Source organism: Flavobacteriaceae bacterium GSB9 (assembly GCA_022749295.1).
GTDB lineage: Bacteria > Bacteroidota > Bacteroidia > Flavobacteriales > Flavobacteriaceae > Flavisericum.
Genome location: CP062007.1, coordinates 2,503,353 through 2,519,599 on the forward strand (window position 1 = coordinate 2,503,353; position 16,247 = coordinate 2,519,599).

At 36.9% G+C, this 16,247-nt stretch carries 16 protein-coding genes; 9 read left to right on the forward strand and 7 right to left on the reverse strand.

Features of this window, described 5'->3' with window-relative positions; genetic code table 11:
- Positions 1–57 precede the first annotated feature (57 nt).
- From atpG to GSB9_02199, 7 genes are all read left to right on the forward strand, one after another.
- Positions 58–918 carry an ATP synthase F1 subunit gamma gene (gene atpG, locus GSB9_02193; GenBank protein UKM65622.1) on the forward strand — a complete coding sequence of 287 codons (861 nt, stop codon included), beginning with the start codon at positions 58–60 and terminating at the stop codon, positions 916–918.
- Between the two features lie 145 nt (positions 919–1,063).
- Positions 1,064–2,530, forward strand: a complete 1,467-nt coding sequence (locus GSB9_02194) for an oligosaccharide flippase family protein (protein UKM65623.1) — start codon at positions 1,064–1,066, stop codon at positions 2,528–2,530.
- Between the two features lie 46 nt (positions 2,531–2,576).
- Complete coding sequence (gene dut, locus GSB9_02195; protein ID UKM65624.1) at positions 2,577–3,011, forward strand: dUTP diphosphatase; 435 nt, start codon at positions 2,577–2,579, stop codon at positions 3,009–3,011.
- Positions 3,012–3,190: 179 nt separating this feature from the next.
- On the forward strand, positions 3,191–4,210 hold the full coding sequence (locus GSB9_02196; GenBank protein UKM65625.2) for a sugar phosphate nucleotidyltransferase: 1,020 nt from the start codon (positions 3,191–3,193) through the stop codon (positions 4,208–4,210).
- A gap of 93 nt (positions 4,211–4,303) precedes the next feature.
- Positions 4,304–5,665 carry a tetratricopeptide repeat protein gene (locus tag GSB9_02197; GenBank protein UKM65626.1) on the forward strand — a complete coding sequence of 454 codons (1,362 nt, stop codon included), beginning with the start codon at positions 4,304–4,306 and terminating at the stop codon, positions 5,663–5,665.
- Positions 5,665–6,432 (forward strand): DUF4292 domain-containing protein, encoded by a 768-nt coding sequence (locus GSB9_02198; GenBank protein UKM65627.1) that lies wholly within the window; start codon positions 5,665–5,667, stop codon positions 6,430–6,432. The genes GSB9_02197 and GSB9_02198 overlap by 1 nt, the downstream gene beginning before the upstream one ends.
- Positions 6,432–7,661, forward strand: coding sequence for a peptidoglycan DD-metalloendopeptidase family protein (locus GSB9_02199; GenBank protein UKM65628.1), 1,230 nt, complete (start codon positions 6,432–6,434; stop codon positions 7,659–7,661). Before GSB9_02198 ends, GSB9_02199 begins: the two co-directional genes overlap by 1 nt.
- A 41-nt stretch (positions 7,662–7,702) precedes the next feature.
- Here the strand turns inward: GSB9_02199 and GSB9_02200 are convergent, their stop codons facing one another.
- The gene (locus GSB9_02200; protein UKM65629.1) at positions 7,703–8,212 is read right to left on the reverse strand and encodes an acyl-CoA thioesterase; all 510 of its coding nucleotides are present in this window, start codon (positions 8,210–8,212) and stop codon (positions 7,703–7,705) included.
- 72 nt (positions 8,213–8,284) lie between these two features.
- Positions 8,285–9,220, reverse strand: coding sequence for an SPOR domain-containing protein (locus GSB9_02201; GenBank protein ID UKM65630.1), 936 nt, complete (start codon positions 9,218–9,220; stop codon positions 8,285–8,287).
- A 104-nt stretch (positions 9,221–9,324) separates the two neighbouring features.
- Between GSB9_02201 and dprA the strand changes: the two genes are divergently transcribed.
- A complete protein-coding gene (gene dprA / locus GSB9_02202; GenBank protein UKM65631.1) occupies positions 9,325–10,428 on the forward strand; it encodes a DNA-processing protein DprA in 1,104 nt (367 codons plus the stop codon).
- 143 nt (positions 10,429–10,571) lie between these two features.
- On the opposite strand, the gene trpS is transcribed toward dprA, so the two are convergent.
- Complete coding sequence (gene trpS, locus GSB9_02203; GenBank protein ID UKM65632.1) at positions 10,572–11,540, reverse strand: tryptophan--tRNA ligase; 969 nt, start codon at positions 11,538–11,540, stop codon at positions 10,572–10,574.
- A 115-nt stretch (positions 11,541–11,655) separates the two neighbouring features.
- Between trpS and GSB9_02204 the strand changes: the two genes are divergently transcribed.
- On the forward strand, positions 11,656–12,399 hold the full coding sequence (locus GSB9_02204; protein UKM65633.2) for a 1-acyl-sn-glycerol-3-phosphate acyltransferase: 744 nt from the start codon (positions 11,656–11,658) through the stop codon (positions 12,397–12,399).
- 71 nt (positions 12,400–12,470) lie between these two features.
- On the opposite strand, the gene GSB9_02205 is transcribed toward GSB9_02204, so the two are convergent.
- The 4 genes from GSB9_02205 to recA form a co-directional block, all read right to left on the reverse strand.
- A complete protein-coding gene (locus GSB9_02205; GenBank protein ID UKM65634.1) occupies positions 12,471–14,000 on the reverse strand; it encodes a hypothetical protein in 1,530 nt (509 codons plus the stop codon).
- Complete coding sequence (locus tag GSB9_02206) at positions 14,000–14,542, reverse strand: sigma-70 family RNA polymerase sigma factor (GenBank protein UKM65635.2); 543 nt, start codon at positions 14,540–14,542, stop codon at positions 14,000–14,002. Before GSB9_02206 ends, GSB9_02205 begins: the two co-directional genes overlap by 1 nt.
- Positions 14,543–14,573: 31 nt before the next feature.
- A complete protein-coding gene (locus tag GSB9_02207) occupies positions 14,574–14,984 on the reverse strand; it encodes a hypothetical protein (GenBank protein ID UKM65636.1) in 411 nt (136 codons plus the stop codon).
- Positions 14,985–15,132: 148 nt separating this feature from the next.
- Positions 15,133–16,140 (reverse strand): recombinase RecA, encoded by a 1,008-nt coding sequence (recA, locus tag GSB9_02208; protein ID UKM65637.2) that lies wholly within the window; start codon positions 16,138–16,140, stop codon positions 15,133–15,135.
- Between the last annotated feature and the right edge of the window lie 107 nt (positions 16,141–16,247).

Below are 16,247 nucleotides of genomic sequence, written 5' to 3' on the forward strand. Positions count from 1 at the left end.
GCTTTAGTCGTTAGTCAGTAAGACTATAGACTAACCACTAATAACTAAAGACTACAAATGGCAAATCTAAAAGAAATACGTAACAGAATATCATCGGTGTCCTCAACCATGCAGATTACCAGTGCCATGAAAATGGTATCGGCTGCAAAGTTAAAGAAGGCACAAGATGCTATTACGGCAATGCGGCCTTATGCAGATAAGTTAACTGAGCTTTTACAAAGTTTAAGTGCCACTTTAGATGATGATTCTGGAAGTAAATTTTCTGCCCAACGCAAAGTAAAAAAGGTACTTATAGTGGCTGTTACCTCTAACAGAGGTTTGGCAGGGGCGTTCAACTCCAATATCATTAAAGAAGTTAAGCAACTAGCCTCAACAACTTATGCTAATCAAGAAGTATCGTACTTGGCCATTGGAAAAAAAGCCGACGACGCTTTCAAAAAAACAGGTAACGTTATAGCTAACAAAAGCGAAGTTTTTGATGATTTAACCTTTGACAATGTTGCAGAAATCGCTCAGCTTTTAATGGATAAATTTGTTGTTGGCGAGTACGATAAGATTGAAATTGTTTACAATAGGTTTAAAAATGCAGCTACGCAAATTGTGACCAAAGAACAATTTTTGCCTATTGTACCTGTTGAGGAAGAAGCCAATGCAAACGCCGACTATATTTTTGAACCTTCAAAAATTGAAATCGTTGAGCAGTTGATTCCAAAGTCGTTAAAAACGCAATTGTATAAGGCGATTAGAGATTCATTTGCTGCAGAACACGGTGCCCGAATGACGGCAATGCACAAAGCAACCGATAACGCAAAAGAACTTAGAGACCAACTTAAGTTAACATACAACAAAGCACGTCAAGCAGCTATTACCAATGAAATCCTTGAGATTGTAGGTGGAGCTGAAGCATTGAATAATTAATTCAAGTAAATTTATAAAAAAAGCCTCGCATACCATGCGAGGCTTTTTTTTGGCTAAAACCTATAGGTTAATTCAGATAAGCAATATATAATCTTTGCTTTTCGTTGCTTAAAAATGTATTTTTAGCACAAACAAAAAGGTATATTTGAGCGCATTTAAAACCCTTTTCAAGCAAACATTTATCTATGGTTTAGCCACGGTTTTACCGCGAATGCTAAGCTTTTTGCTGGTGCCGCTCTATACTACAAAAGGTGTACTTTCCTCTGTTGCCGAATACGGAGAAATATCGGTTATTTTCTCTTATTTTGTGCTCTTTAATGTAGTTCTTGCCTATGGCATGGAAACGGCCTTTTTTAGGTTTTTTAATAAGGAAACCGATAGAAAAACGGTTACCAGTACAGCATCAATTTCTTTGATTGTAACTTCGCTTGGATTCTTTGTTGTGGCTCTGGTTTTAAAAGAACAAATATCACATTTTATAAATATAGACGCGAAATACATCACGTTGGTTATTTGGATTTTACTTTTAGACGCCTTGGTTATCATCCCGTTTGCATGGCTAAGGGCCACCGAAAAACCCATGCGCTACGCCGTAATCAAGATATTAAACGTGGTGGTTAATATCGGGTTAAATTTATTCTTCCTTTTGGTTTTAAAGAATCTGGCAGGAACGCATGCTACTTTTCAAAGTATTTACGTTCCTAATTTTGAAATTAATTACATCTTCATAGCGAATTTAATTGCCAGCGGCATCACCCTTTTGCTTATGGTGCCTTTTTATATTAAGGTTAATTATAAATTCAGTTTAAGTTTATGGAAAAGGATGATGACTTATGGTTTGCCTGTTTTAGTGGCTGGTGTAGCCTTTTCAATTAATGAAACTTTCGATAGAATTTTGTTGGACTATCTACTGCCCGATGATGTAGCTTTAACCCAAATAGGCATGTATTCGGCATGTTACAAGTTAGCGCTGTTCATGACACTCTTTGCTACGGCTTACCGTTTAGGTATCGAACCGTTTTTTTTCAGTCATGCTAAAACCCAAAACCCTCAAAAGAACTATGCCAAGATTTTAGAGTTTTTTGTGGCCTTTGGATCTATAATATTGCTTAGTGTCGTTGTTTTTGCTGATGTGTTGAAACCCTTCATCGTAAGGAGTGAAAATTATTGGGAAGCCATGTGGGTTGTCCCTATCATACTCATAGCCAATTTCTGTTTGGGTATTTATCATAACCTTTCGGTTTGGTACAAAATAACCGACAGGACTAAATTTGGCGCTTATATTTCTGTCTTTGGGGCTATGATAACATTGGCTATAAACTTTTGGCTCATTCCTTTCATTGGTTATAAAGGTTCGGCTATTGCTACATTGGCAGCATATGCTACCATGATGCTACTTTCTTATTATTATGGGCGCAAATATTATCCCATTCCGTATAACCTAAAAAAAATAGGGGTTTACTTGTTCTTATCCATAGCGTTGTCCTTAATATCGTTTTATCAATTTAGAGGCAATTATGTTATAGGTATTTCGATGTTAATTGTATTTTTGGGAATCGTTTACCTTTTAGAAAAAGAGGAATTGAAACAGATACTAAGTAAAAAACAATAACGTCATGCTGAGCGGAGTCGAAGCATCTGTTTAAAATGAAATAAAGATGAAAATAAAAATAATCAATAAATCCAGTCACGATTTACCACATTACGAAACTCAAGCATCTGCAGGAATGGATTTGCGGGCCAATTTATCAGAGCCAAGAGTTTTAAAGCCTTTGGAACGAAGTATTGTTGGTACAGGTCTGTTTATCGAATTACCGGTAGGATTTGAAGCCCAAGTACGACCACGAAGCGGATTGGCTGCAAAAAAAGGGATTACCGTTTTAAATGCACCAGGAACCATAGATGCCGATTATCGAGGGGAAATAGGTGTGATTTTAGTAAACCTTTCAAACGAAGAATTTACCATTCAAAACGGCGAACGCATTGCGCAACTCGTTATAGCAAAGCACCACCGTGCCGAATGGAAGGAAGTAGATGCGCTTTCTGAAACCGATAGAGGCGAAGGTGGTTTTGGGAGTACTGGAGTAAAATAAATTACTGCGAAGGCAGGAATCTCAAAAATCTAATAAAGAGAAATTCTGGTATGTTTATAACATGACAAATAAGCCCAATGGCGTTCTGTATATTGGAGTAACCGACAATATTGAAGAAAGAGTTAAATAACCTAATAAAAGTTTAATTTAAAAGATACCTGCTTTCGCAGGCATTTATTATGAAAATAATAGTACCCATGGCAGGTCGAGGGTCTCGACTTCGACCACATAGTTTAACTGTTCCAAAACCATTAATCCCAGTGGCTGGGCAACCTATAGTGCACCGCTTGGTAAAAGACATTGCCAAAGTATTAAAGCAGCCTATTGATGAAATCGCTTTTGTATTGGGAGACCCCGCATGGTTTGGAGACGATGTTGTGTCCAGCCTTCAAGATTTGGCTAAAAGTTTAGGTGCCAAAGCCTCTATTTACCGTCAAGATAAACCCTTAGGAACCGGTCATGCCATTATGTGTGCCCAGCCATCACTTTCTGGCCCTGCGGTAATCGCTTATGCCGATACCCTAATTCGTGCAGAATTTGATTTAGACCCCCAAGCCGATAGTGTTATCTGGACCAAACAAGTGGAGAATCCTGAAGCTTATGGTGTGGTTAAATTAAATGAAAATGATAAAATTGTAGAGTTAGTTGAAAAGCCCAAAGCGTTTGTTAGTGACCAAGCTGTAATCGGTATTTATTATTTTAAAGATGTTGGTGTTTTAAAAGCCAAGCTACAAGAAATCTTGGATGAAAACGTTATGAATGGTGGTGAATACCAAATTAACGACGGCATAAAACGTATGATGGCAGATGGAAAGGTGTTTAAAACAGGAACTGTTGATGAATGGATGGACTGTGGTAACAAAAACATAACCATCGAAACCAATCAGCGCATGCTTGGTTTTTTGAAAGCCGATGGTGATGAGCAATTGGTTGCAGATTCTGTGACATTAGAAAAAGCTAAAATTATAGAGCCCTGTTTTATTGGTGAAAATGTAGTATTGAAAAATGCAACAATAGGTCCCTTTGTATCCATAGGAAATGATTGTACCGTAGAAAATTCAACGATAAAGAACAGCCTTATTCAAACCCATACTGTAATTAAAAACGCCAAATTAAACGACGCTATGATTGGTAATAACGTAAAGTACGATGGTAATTTTAAAAGTGTAAGTATAGGTGATTATTCTGTTCTGGAATAATATTCAAGAGAAAACAGGGTGTCATAAATAAAAAAACGGAACACTATTTGAAACATTTTGTCATGTCGAACACAGTGAGACATCGCATAATCAATGAAAACAAGTAATTACATATCATTTTTTGCCATCGGATTCGTATTGATTTCGCAGGTACTCTTTGCCCAAGTCGATTTCAATAACAGGCCCAATGATGATTTGGGTAATAACGAAGATCAGTTTCAGGAGCTATTTTATGAAGGTTTAAAGCAAAAAGCCATAGAAAACTACGATAGGGCTGCCAAGGCTTTTTTGCAGTGTATAGAAATCGACAAATCTGTCCCTGTTGTGTATTTTGAATTGGGAAAATGCTACATGAGTTTAAAAAACTTTGGAGAAGCCGAAGATACACTAAAAGAGGCCGTAGACTTAGATCCCGATAACGAATGGTATTTAGATGAATTGTATGGGTATTACGTGTCGCAAAACGACTATAAGCGCGCCATAAAAACCGTTAAACAGCTTGTTGAATACCATCCAGATTATAAGGAGGATTTGGCAGCTTTGTACGTTCGTAGCGAAGATTATGATGATGCTCTAGAAATTCTGGATGAACTTGATGCCGAGTTTGGTATTTCCGTGAGCCGAGATATTATGCGAAACCGCATTTATGAAGCAACAGGACGTAAAAAAGAGCAAATAAAGAATTTACAAGAGCGCGTTGAAAGTAACCCAGAAAAAGAGTCGAATTACTTGGCATTAATTTTCCGTTATAGCGAAAACAATGAAAAAGATAAGGCTTTTGAAACAGCCAAGGAGCTTTTAAAAATAAATCCAAATTCGCAATTGGTGCATTTGGCACTTTATAAATTTTATTTAGATGACAATGAACCCGACAAAGCTATCGAGTCTATGAAAATTGTAATGAAAAGTAGCGAAATAAAATCAGAGGCTAAGCTTAAGGTACTAACCGATTTTGTAAAATTTGTTAGGGACAACCCCGATTACGAAAACGATTTGGTTGAGGCCACGGCTATGGTAAGCGATGCCAATAATAGTAATACCTTGATGGAATTGGGCCAATATTATTTATCTAAGAATAACAAGCCAAAAGCCTTGGTAAATTTTGAAGCTGCACTTAAATTAGAGCCTAATAACTTTGGTATTTTAAGAAACGTTATGCTATTGTACCTCGATTTAAAAAAATTCGATTTGGCTTTAGAAAAAAGTAACGAATCGCTTGGTAAGTTTCCTGCACAACCCTTATTTTACCTAATAAATGGTGTAGCACAAAACGAATTGAACCATCCCAAAAAGGCTATTGAAACCCTGGAATTAGGGTTGGATTTTATTATTGATGACCCAAAAATGGAAGCCGATTTCAACATCCAATTAAGCAAAGCATACAACCTTTTGGGCAATACGGTTAAGGCAAAAACGTTTAGTGATAAGGCAAAACAACTACAACCCCAAAACTAATGTACAAACACAGTTATTTAATTTTCTCCCTAGTAGTTTTATTCTTTTTTAGCTGTAAATCAACCAAAACGGTTGCAACGGGTGAAGCCAATTACAATTTATCTACCAAACAGTTAATTAAGGCCAATACCAAACAAACGGCGCAATTTAAAACGGTTCAATCTCGATTAAAAATAACCTATACCGAAGGTGGCAAATCGCAAACACATTCTGTTAATTTTAGGGCAAAAAAAGACGAAGTATTGTGGATTAATGCTTCATTTTCCCTTTTAAGAGCGATGGTTACCCCGGAAAAAGTAAGTTTTTATAATAAATTGGACAATACCTACTTTGATGGTGATTATAAATATTTAAGTGATTTATTGGGTACTGAATTAGATTTTGAAAAAGTTCAGAATTTGTTGTTGGGCGAGACGATTTATAGTTTAAAGGATGGCAATTACAAAGCGTCTGTTAGTGATGGATTTTATGTAGTTCAGCCCAAAATGCAACGCGATTTGTTTGAGATTTTCTTTTTACTGAGCCCTAAAAACTTTAAAATAAAGTCGCAGCAAATAACACAACCACAAGAACAACGACACCTTCAAATCGATTATTTGTCATATCAAGATGTAGAAAACCAGATTCTGCCAGAACAAATAAAAGTAATTGCGGTTGAAGCAAATGAAGAAGTGTCTGTAAACTTGGAGTTTAAAAATGTTAAATTAAACGAAAATTTAAGGTTTCCATTTAAAATACCTTCAGGATTTAAAGCAATAGAACTCTAATGGCTAAACAAATTTTTAGAAAAAAAACACTCTTCTTGGTTGCTTTAATGCTTTGTAGTGGTGCATTCTTTGCGCAAAATAACAAGCAAAAACAACTGGAAAGCCGTAGGCAGGAATTACGAAAGGAAATTAATAAAATAAACGAGTTACGTAACGAAAATCAATCTAAAGCAAAATCGGAATTGTCGTTAATTGAGGATTTCAATTATAAAATCAACGTGCTTTCAAATTTAATAAAGGTTACTAACCAGCAAGCCAATTTATTAACTAGGGAAATAAACGCAAACCAAAATAAAATCACTGACTTAAGAGATGAATTAAAAGCTTTAAAAGCCGATTATGCTGCCATGATTGTTAAGTCTTATAAAAGCAAAAACCAACAAAGTAGGATAATGTTTTTGTTGTCTTCAGATAATTTTAAGCAGGCCTACAAACGTTTGCAATATATGAAGCAATACTCAGACCATCAAAAGCAGCAAGGCGAAACCATAAAGGCTAAAACCGAGGAATTACAGCAAACAAATATCGCTTTAGGTAAACAAAAGGAAGAAAAAAATAAACTCATTGCCGAAAATAGGGAAGTTCAAAAGTCTTTGGAAAAGGAGCGTGCCGCTCACCAGACCCTTATGGCATCCATAAAAAAGAATTTAAGCCGTTATACGGCGCAAATAAAACAAAAGCAGCGAGAGGCCAATAGAATAGACAGGGAAATAGACCGACTTATAAAGGCCGCTATTGCAAAGTCTAATGCTAAAGCAGGTAAATCGACCGCTTCAAAGAGTTTTTCGCTTACGGCAGAAGAAAAGGTGCTCGCATCAAATTTTGTGTCGAATAGAGGAAAATTACCTTGGCCTGTTGAAAAAGGGTTTGTGCGGTTAGGCTATGGTACCCAGCCCCATCCTATTAATAAATCCTTAACCATTAAAAGTAATGGTGTGCGAATAGCAACCGAAAAAGGAGCAAAAGCCCGTGCCGTTTTTGATGGTGAAGTAAGTGAGATACTAATCATGAAAAACGTAAACCCCATTGTGATGATTCGACACGGAAACTACCTCACCATTTATAAAAACCTATCGGAAGTTTATGTGGAAAAGGGCGATAAGGTTACTACAAAACAGGAAATAGGTAAAGTATTTACTAACCCAAGTAATGGCGAAACGATTTTAAGCTTCACGATTTCAAAAGGCTTTGTTACCGAAAACCCAAGCAGTTGGATTTATAAAATGTAACCTTTTTTGTCATGCTGAACTTGTTTCAGCATCTCATAAAACTACACAAATAAAGCCTTTAGTTCAGTTGCCTCATTAGGCTTAATTTTCCCTGCAAGCAATAAACTTAATTGTTTTCTGCGCAAAGCAGCGGCATAACGTTCTTTTTCTAAATCGGTTTCAGGGATTACTTCAGGCACGGCAATAGGCCTTCCAGTTTCATCTACAGCAACAAAGGTATAAATAGCTTCGTTGGCTTTTGTTTTTTTGCCTGATTCGCGGTCTTCTATCCAAACATCGATAAACACTTCAATAGAAGTTTTAAACGCCCGAGATACTTTGGCTTCAACAGTTACCACGCTTCCTAACGGAACGGCTCTGGTAAAGGCAACGTGGTTTACCGAGGCGGTAACTACAATGCGTCTGGAGTGTCGGCGGGCAGCAATACTTGCGGCACGGTCCATTCTAGCCAATAATTCGCCACCAAATAAGTTGTTTAACGGATTGGTTTCTCCTGGCAATACCATATCGGTAAGTATCGTAAGCGACTCTTTGGGTGTTTTTGTTTGCATCTTTTATTGTTTTAGAAGATGTGCAAAGGTATAAAAACGATTTTTAGGATGGACCTGAGAATTTAAAGGGTTTTAGTCTACTTGCTTTACAAGCAGCCATGCATCTTTATTGTGATTGTTCTTAATGTCGCGTAATGCTTTTAAGGCTTCCAAGCGGTCTTCGTAACTAGCATAGGCTACTTCATGCAAACCGTACTTATTTACCCTAATTTTTCGAGCGCTAAAACCATTGGCTTTTAGTTGGGCTATTTTTTTATAGCAGTTTTCTTCAACTCTAAATGCCCCGGCAACAATATGGTAATTGCCAGTTTGTTTGGTAACATTTAGTGTAACGGCTGGTAAAGGATTTAAATTAAATGTAGCTTGTTGTATCTTGGCCTCCAGTTGCTTGGTAGCTTCTTCTTGAGCCAATTGATTATGGGTTTCAATTTGGTTTACATAATAATTTGAAGCTACAACACCACCTAGTGTTAAAGCTATTAAAGCTACAGCTGCATATTTTAAAAATGGCCTTGATTTACGTTTCTCAGGGGTTATGGCAATTGGCACAACTTTTTCAAGGTCTTCAACAATTTCTTTGTGTTCTTCTCTCGCTATTAAAGGTAATTCAATTTGCGATAGCCCAAATGCATCGGTAAGGTAGTTTAAATCGTAGTTAGGCTCAAATAAAATTTTACCTTCGTTGTTAAAAACAAGGTCTCCAATATTTTTAAAAGTTAAGGTTTCTCCTTGTGTTAAATAAGATTTTAAAAGCCTTACTCGCTTTTCTATTTTTTTCTTGGCAACCTCAAAAGGTATTTTTTCTACATCAGCTATATAGTTGGCCAAAAGCCCATCGTTTTTTTGAATTTGCTCATTAAAAGACAATACTTTTTTGGGAGCATAAAATGTATTTGAAGCGTCATCGACTGTAGCCGAAACACGTTGCGTTAAAAACGAACCAAATTCTGGTATGGTGACACATTCATATCTATATAGTAAATCGCTTATGTAGGTCTCTAGTTGCATGTAAACAAAGTTAAAAAAATAAGCTTTTGGATAAAATTTACCTTGAAGTATTTATTAACAGCACAAAAATTCTTTTATTGTAGGTTATAAATCAATAATATAGAATGACGGAAACCGATTTGCTTTATACCTTGGCCTTGCAACATGTGCCTAATATTGGCGATATTACTGCCAAAAAATTGATTGGACATTGCGGTTCGGCCGAAGCCGTTTTGAAGGAAAAAAAGCAAAACCTTCTAAAAATTGACGGTATTGGTAGCGTGACTTTAAGCGATTTGTTTAAGGCTCACCACTTAAAGGAAGCTGAAAAGGAAATCGAGTTTATAAACCAGAATGATGTTGAAGTATCTTATTTTCAAGATGCCGAATACCCAGAAAGCCTTAAACACTGCATAGATGGCCCTATATTATTGTTTCAAGTTGGTGATTTTAATATTCACAAGCAACACATCATCAGTATTGTGGGAACGCGAAAAATTACAACAAGCGGTGTAGCATTTTGTGAACGTTTGGTTGAACAATTGGCCCCTTACAACCCTGTAATAGTTTCGGGTTTTGCCTACGGAACCGACATTACAGCCCACAAGGCTGCGATAAAAAACAATTTACAAACCATTGCTTGTTTGGCCCATGGGCTGAATCAAGTTTATCCTAAAGCACATAAAAAGTACATGGTTGATGTTGAGAAAAACGGTGGTTTTTTTACCGATTTTTGGAGTTCTGATACTTTTGACAGGAATAATTTTTTAAAAAGGAACCGCGTTATTGCAGGGTTGAGCGAGGCGACCATCGTCATTGAATCTGCCGAAAAAGGTGGCAGTCTGGTAACTGCCGATATTGCCAATTCCTACAACAGAGACGTTTTTGCCGTGCCAGGTAGAACCAACGATAGCCAAAGTGTAGGCTGTAACAATTTGATTAAGCATCAAAAGGCGCACATGTTAACCGTGCCAGCCGATATTCCGTATATTTTAAATTGGGAACTGGAGGATAAAGAAAAACCTGTAGTACAAAAACAACTGTTTGTTGAGCTGGACGATACTGAAAAAGCAATCTATAATTTCTTAAAGGAGCATGAGAAAGAGCAATTGGACTTAATTGCCATTAGTTGCCAAATTCCTATTTTTAAAGTGGCCAGTGTGTTATTGAATATGGAACTCAAAGGTGTTGTGCGCCCACTACCTGGAAAAATGTTTGAGGTGGTTTAAAGTTTATGCAAAGGAAGCAACCTTTCAATACACCTTATTCTGAATTGATTCCAGAATCACATCCTTTTTATTTTTTTAGTTGTGATAAGAACCAGAAACATGTTCAGTTTGACAAAGAATGTACGTGTTTGGTTTTAGCCCTTTTAATACCCAACCTTTTCCCGGACACGTTTCAACACGTCGTTAGCCACTAATTTAGCTTTTTTTGCACCTATAGCCAAAGCGTTGTCAATTTCATTAAGGTTGTTCATGTAATGATTATAGCGTTCACGTTCGGCAGCAAACTTTTCAATAATCAATTCAAATAGAGCCTGTTTGGCATGGCCATAACCATAACCGCCATTTTCGTAATTGGCCTTCATGGTTTCAATTTGTGCTTCATTAGCCAACAAACTGTAAAGTGCAAAACAATTACAGGTTTTCCAGTCTTTGGGTTCTTCAAGCGGTGTACTATCGGTTTGAATGCCCATGATTTGTTTTCTTAGCTTTTTATCGGCCAAGAAAATATTAATGGTGTTATTACGGCTTTTGCTCATTTTGTGTCCATCGGTACCCGGAATAAGCTTGGTGTTTTCCTGAATCTTTCCATCTGGCATTACAAAAGTTTCACCCATTTTGGTGTGGAAGCGCGAGGCCACATCTCGGGTCATTTCAATGTGTTGTAATTGATCTTTACCCACAGGGATAATTTCGGCATCATAAAGTAAAATATCGGCCGCCATAAGCATGGGATACGTAAAAAGTCCAGAATTGACATCTTCCAATCTATCGGCTTTATCTTTAAAGCTGTGTGCCAAAGTTAGCCTTTGGTAGGGAAAAAAACAGCTTAAGTACCAAGACAATTCTGTGACTTGAGGAATATCGCTTTGTCTATAAAACACTGTTTTTTCAATATCCAAACCAAATGCCAACCAGGTAGCTGCGGTAGAATAGGTGTTGGCACGCAAGGTTTCGGCATCTTTAATTTGTGTTAATGTATGCAGATTAGCGATAAACAAATACGAATCGTTTTGGGGGCTGTTTGCCATTTCAATAGCCGGCATTATGGCGCCTAAAATATTACCCAAATGCGGTGTTCCTGTACTTTGTATTCCTGTTAGTATTCTTGCCATAGTTCCATTTCCGCAGAAGCGGAAATCCCATTAAAGTTAATCTTTTACTTGATGTTCGGGCAAAGGTAATTTTTTTAATAGAAATGCTCAATACAATTATGTATTTTTGGATTCGATGAAAATTTTTAAAAACATTTTCTATACGCTTTACCGTATTTGGTTTTACGTTTTGGTAGCCCTACCCATTATTGTTTTGTTTCCTGTGCTATTGATATCGATCTCTCGTGAGTCCTGGTATTCGTTCTTTTTTAGGCTAGCGCGATTTTGGGCAAAATTTATTTTAATAGGTATGGGTTTTATGTACCGTATTGAACGGAATCAAACCCCTGAAATGGGCAAAAGCTATATGTTTATTGCCAACCACACCTCGATGGCCGATATCATGCTTATGCTCGTTTCGGTTAAAAACCCATTTGTTTTTGTGGGTAAAAAGGAGCTTGCTAAAATTCCGTTGTTCGGTTTTTTTTACAAGCGTACTTGTATAATGGTCGACCGTTCTTCTGCCAAAAGCAGGCAAGCTGTTTTTTTGCGCGCTCAACGCCGATTAAAGTCTGGGTTGAGCATTTGCATTTTTCCTGAAGGTGGTGTACCCGAAGAACATATTATGCTCGACACATTTAAAGACGGAGCTTTTAGGTTGGCCATAAACCATCAAATTCCGGTAGTGCCCATCACATTTGCAGACAATAAAAAACGCTTTTCCTATACGTTTTTTAGCGGTGGGCCAGGAAGAATGCGTGTTAAAATACATGAATTTTTAAAAACCGATGGTCTATCTATCGAACGTACTAAGTTTTTGAATGACAAGTCAAGAAACATTATTTTAAATCAGCTTCAAAAATTTAATGGGGTGCAATAAAAAAAACTGCTCAGGATAAAGAGCAGTTTTTACTTTCTAAAATACGAAATCAACAAGGTATATAACCTAACCTAAAATTTTATCGCGAAACCAGTATAAACACCAATAAAGAACGGTGTAAAATTACCAGACGTATTGTTAAATGTGTTAAACTGGTATTTAAACATAGGTTCTAAATTCAAATCGAAGGTTTTAGAAACTTCATAATTTAAACCCAGCCCAAAGTTAGCACTATAGCTTATTTTATTAATGTTATTGGCTTCGCCCAAAAAAACGCGTGGTCCATTTTCTGCTTTTGAGTAGACTTCATTGTTGTCTAAAAAGAACGAACTAAAACCGCCAATAACGTTAACACCAAATTTTTTGTCCGATAGTGTATATTGTATTTCCAAAGGCACTTCAATGTAACCAAAGGCTTGATTTATGGTGGTGTTTGAGGATAATAATGTTTGAGGTAAATCTTTAGCATCTATTGATTCTGAACTTACAACCGAATACCCTGAAGTATTTCCAGAGTTTATATTTTGCAAAGCACTATTATTGGAGCTTAATCCAACAGATTGGTACAAAATGATATCGTTTGTGTTATAGCCTAAATTAACCTTATTAATACCCGACCGTATTTTGATTTTGTTATTTACGGCATAACTGGCCGCAATACCGTAGCTCATATTAACCTCACCGGTTTTAGAGTTACTGCTAAATTGTGGGTCTATCGACGATCCTTCGCCGAGCGTATTAAAATAAACAGGAGCGGCATTGGGTGCAATGCTCCAACGGTTTTGCTTGTTGGTTATTTCTTCTTTTAAGAGGTCTTTGTTGTTTTCGAGTGCTTCCTCGATAGTTATAGGGTTGCTGTTTTGATTATCAGAAACCTCTTCGCTAGTTGATGTCTCTTTGGTTTTGACCAATTCGGTATGTTGTTTTCCTGAAGCCTTTATGAGTTTTTGGGTTTCTTCTTTGTCGATTAATACAGCGCTGTTCGTGTTATCGGTTTCGTTATTTGCGGCAACCTTAGTGTTTTGCCTATTACTTTGGTTGTAATGAATTGCGTTATTGTTGTTTTCTTTGGAACGTTTAGCCAATGCAACGTGCGCATCTGAATTAGAGGGCTTGGTGGTGTTGCTTCCCTTATAAGTATTGATTGGGGAATGATTGCTATTAGTTTTATCTGAATCTGAAGTCGGCGTTTGAGCTATAGAAGTCACTTCAGAAGATGTAAAATTTACGTTATTATTTTTCTTTTGATGTAAATGGTCATCAGTTGCAGTGTTTTCAGCGGCTACAGCTTCAATATTTTGGTTGTTTGAGGTGTTCGATGGGTTGTTAGGATTGGTTTTTCTAGTACTTTCTGAGTCGACCACCTGTGGATTGGAAGTTTCGTTATTGGAGTTGTTTATATACAATCCACCAATCGTTAAAAAGAGCAAAAGTAGTGCTGCTACACCGGCATAACGCCACCACAATGGAATAACACGTCGCTTTTTCTTTTTATGATTGAGCTTTGATTCGATGTTTTTCCAAACAGCATCGCTTGGCTGGGATTCAAAATCTTTGAAACCTTCTTGAAATAATCGGTCTATGTGTTTTTTTTCACTCATTACAATAATTGTGAACGATGTATTGTTTTGCTGTCTTCTATAGTTTGCTTCAAAATCTGTCGGGCGCGTGCCAAATTTGATTTTGAGGTTCCTACTGATATTTCCAGCATGTTTGCTATATCTTTATGTGAATAGCCATCTAACACGTAAAGGTTAAAAACCAACCGGTAACGGTCTGGCAATTCTTGAATTATTTTTAATAAATAATCAATAGAGACACTGTCTTCATCAACTTCAACTTCTGTGTCTTCAATTTTGTCCTCGTTAATGATGTCAAAAACCTTTTCGTTTCTATAACGTTGCAACACGGTATTTACCGTTATGCGCTTCATCCATCCTTCAAAAGAGCCTTTATGCTTGTACTGTTCAATTTTTTCGAAAATTGTTAAAAAGGCATCTTGCAAATTGTCTTCAGCTTCGGCATAGTTTCTCGAATACTTCAGGCATACCGCGAACAACTTGTTGGAATACAACTTATATAATTCACTTTGAGCTTGAGTACTTTCAATTTTACAATTTTCTATGAGTTGGTCTAAACTCAAATTAAACATGTATTAATTAAAACTTGTTTTTTTACTCAACAACCGGAACTTCAATAGTTAAATATTGAGATTCATCATTTTCATTTTTGCCTTGCCAAAATTTAAAAATATAAGAACCGTTACAGGTTACTTTAAAATTAAAAGTGGCGTCGGTTAATGCGTCTTCAAGGGTTTCGCAGTTGCTACTGTCAAACACATAGTTTATAGGGGCTACCGTACGTTGATTGTTTTCCTTTTGGTAGTAGAATTCCTTAAAACCATGGCAGGTAGATGGTCTGTAATACGATACTGTAATGGGGTAGGTTTCGCCCATTACAAACTCTTCAGGAATGTCTACGATTTCAACTGGTAAAACCTCAAAACTATAACTTGTGCCGTCGTCTTCAACACTACATGAAAAGACAAGCAACAGTGCCAAACAAAGTAAAGCAAATTTTTTCATAGCGGATAAATTTAGGGTTAAATACATGTTTATATCATGTAGATACCTAATTTATGAAAAGGTTGCGTACAAATGATGCTTTTTTGTTGTGATTATTTAAAAAAAATGGTTTAAAAATAAAAAACCCCGCAAGTGCGGGATTTTTATATTATTTTTCTGAAACGGCTTTTCTAACCTTTTCTTCCAGCTCGTCCATAAGTTCTGGATTGTCTTTTATTAAAGCTTTTACGGCATCGCGCCCTTGGCCCAATTTAGTTTCGCCATAACTAAACCAAGACCCGCTTTTCTTTACAATGTCGTAATCTACGGCAAGATCTAAAATTTCACCCACTTTGCTAACACCTTCACCGTACATAATATCAAACTCGGCTGTTTTAAAAGGCGGTGCCACTTTATTCTTAACCACTTTTACACGGGTTTTGTTACCTGCCACATCGCCGCTGGTTTCTTTAATTTGTGTTGAACGACGAATATCCAAACGTACCGAAGCATAAAATTTTAAGGCATTACCACCAGTTGTTGTCTCGGGGTTACCAAACATAACGCCTATTTTTTCACGTAATTGGTTAATAAATATTACGGTGCAGTGCGTTTTGCTTATCGAGGCTGTTAATTTTCTTAGGGCTTGTGACATGAGTCGCGCGTGTAGCCCCATTTTTGAGTCGCCCATTTCGCCTTCAATTTCACTTTTTGGTGTTAAAGCGGCAACAGAATCGACTACAACAATATCAATAGCTCCTGAGCGAATAAGGTTATCGGCAATTTCCAGAGCCTGCTCGCCGTTATCGGGTTGCGAAATAATTAGATTTTCTATATCGATACCAAGTTTTTCGGCATAAAACCTATCGAAAGCATGCTCGGCATCAATGAAAGCGGCAATACCTCCCGCTTTTTGAGCTTCTGCAATGGCATGCAATGTTAAGGTGGTTTTACCCGAAGATTCTGGACCATAGATTTCAATAACACGGCCACGTGGATATCCACCAACGCCTAAGGCTATATCTAAGCCTAACGAGCCCGAAGGGATAGCGTCTACATCTTGTACGGCGGCATCGCTCATTTTCATTACGGTGCCTTTTCCGTAGGCTTTGTCTAATTTATCTAGGGTAAGTTTTAATGCTTTTAATTTAGCTTCTTTTTCGCTGCTCATCGTCAATATTTTTTCTGAAATTATGCTTGCTAAAGTACTACAACTTTTGGCATATCACAATAATAGTTTTCAACATAAATTTTTAAAAAAGAGAATATTATTACGCAACCTTT

What these genes read in the sequence shown, in the direction of transcription:
- GSB9_02196 (UKM65625.2), top strand. Translation starts at nt 3,191, where the DNA reads ATGAAAATAATAGTACCCATGGCAGGTCGAGGGTCTCGACTTCGACCA.
- GSB9_02201 (UKM65630.1), bottom strand. Translation starts at nt 9,220, where the DNA reads ATGCAACTAGAGACCTACATAAGCGATTTACTATATAGATATGAATGT.
- dut (UKM65624.1), top strand. Translation starts at nt 2,577, where the DNA reads ATGAAAATAAAAATAATCAATAAATCCAGTCACGATTTACCACATTAC.
- GSB9_02207 (UKM65636.1), bottom strand. Translation starts at nt 14,984, where the DNA reads ATGAAAAAATTTGCTTTACTTTGTTTGGCACTGTTGCTTGTCTTTTCA.
- GSB9_02200 (UKM65629.1), bottom strand. Translation starts at nt 8,212, where the DNA reads ATGCAAACAAAAACACCCAAAGAGTCGCTTACGATACTTACCGATATG.
- GSB9_02204 (UKM65633.2), top strand. Translation starts at nt 11,656, where the DNA reads ATGAAAATTTTTAAAAACATTTTCTATACGCTTTACCGTATTTGGTTT.
- GSB9_02199 (UKM65628.1), top strand. Translation starts at nt 6,432, where the DNA reads ATGGCTAAACAAATTTTTAGAAAAAAAACACTCTTCTTGGTTGCTTTA.
- GSB9_02205 (UKM65634.1), bottom strand. Translation starts at nt 14,000, where the DNA reads ATGAGTGAAAAAAAACACATAGACCGATTATTTCAAGAAGGTTTCAAA.
- GSB9_02198 (UKM65627.1), top strand. Translation starts at nt 5,665, where the DNA reads ATGTACAAACACAGTTATTTAATTTTCTCCCTAGTAGTTTTATTCTTT.
- dprA (UKM65631.1), top strand. Translation starts at nt 9,325, where the DNA reads ATGACGGAAACCGATTTGCTTTATACCTTGGCCTTGCAACATGTGCCT.
- atpG (UKM65622.1), top strand. Translation starts at nt 58, where the DNA reads ATGGCAAATCTAAAAGAAATACGTAACAGAATATCATCGGTGTCCTCA.
- GSB9_02197 (UKM65626.1), top strand. Translation starts at nt 4,304, where the DNA reads ATGAAAACAAGTAATTACATATCATTTTTTGCCATCGGATTCGTATTG.
- trpS (UKM65632.1), bottom strand. Translation starts at nt 11,540, where the DNA reads ATGGCAAGAATACTAACAGGAATACAAAGTACAGGAACACCGCATTTG.